Genomic DNA, 1,034 nt, shown 5'->3' on the forward strand with positions numbered 1-1,034 from the left:
TGCTCAAGCTCAGTAACCGGCGCTACCCAATCCTGTTGCGCCTGGCTGGTGTCCGGCTTGGGCAGGGCCTGGCGGTCCAGCTTGCCGTTCGGGTTGAGCGGCATGCGCTCGAGGAAGATCAGGTGCGCGGGCACCATGTAGTCCGGCAGTTGCTCGCGCAGCAGCGTTTTCAGGGCTTCAGCGTCCTGCTCGGCAGCGACCAGATAAGCCACCAGTTGATTGTCAGCCGCCAGCACCAGGGTTTCGCGCACACCGTCCTGCGCCAGCAACAGGGCTTCGATTTCCCCCAACTCGATACGGAAACCACGGATTTTCACCTGATGGTCCACACGGCCGACGTATTCGATCACACCATCGGCGCGATAACGCGCCAGGTCGCCGGTGCGGTACAGGCGGTCGCCGCCGAAGGGATCGGGGACGAAACGTTCAGCAGTCAGCAACGGCCGATTCAAGTAAGCACGGGCCAGGCCGCATTGGCTGCCGATGTACAACTCGCCGACGGCGCCCAACGGTGCCAGGTTGAGGTCACGGTCCAACACGTACAGCGCACGCCCCGGCAACGAACGGCCAATCGGGCTGGCGGTGGCGCCGATGGTTTCTTCACCACGGGTGCAGTCCAGCACGCTCGACACCACCGTGGCCTCGGTCGGGCCGTAGGTATTCAACAAACGTACGTGGCCAAGGCCAGCCTTGAGCCACTGCGCCGGGCCGTCCAACGGCATCGCTTCGCCGCCGATATGGATCTGGCGCAACGCCCCATAAGAGCGCGGCCCCGCCGCCAGGCAATCGAGCAGGAACAGGTTCCAGTACGCCGTCGGCAAGTCCGCCAGGGTGATGCCTTGGCGGATGATCTCCGCGTACAGGCGGCCGCTGTCCCACAGCTCGGCACCGCGCAGAACCACGGTCGCGCCGTGGGTCAGCGCCGGGTAGAGCTGCTCGACGAAACCGTCGAAGTTCAGGGTGGCGAATTGCAGGACGCGATCGTCCTCGCTCAACCGCGAATAGCCGGCCGCAATCCCGGAAAACTCGGTCAA

The 1,034-nt window shown here is 64.7% G+C and carries 1 protein-coding gene; it reads right to left on the bottom strand.

The features are described 5' to 3' along the window. A partial coding sequence (locus LIY36_RS27590; RefSeq protein WP_226457856.1) for an AMP-binding protein occupies positions 1 to 1,034 on the bottom strand: 1,034 nt, incomplete at both ends.

Source organism: Pseudomonas sp. AF03-9 (assembly GCF_020515815.1).
Taxonomy (GTDB): domain Bacteria; phylum Pseudomonadota; class Gammaproteobacteria; order Pseudomonadales; family Pseudomonadaceae; genus Aquipseudomonas.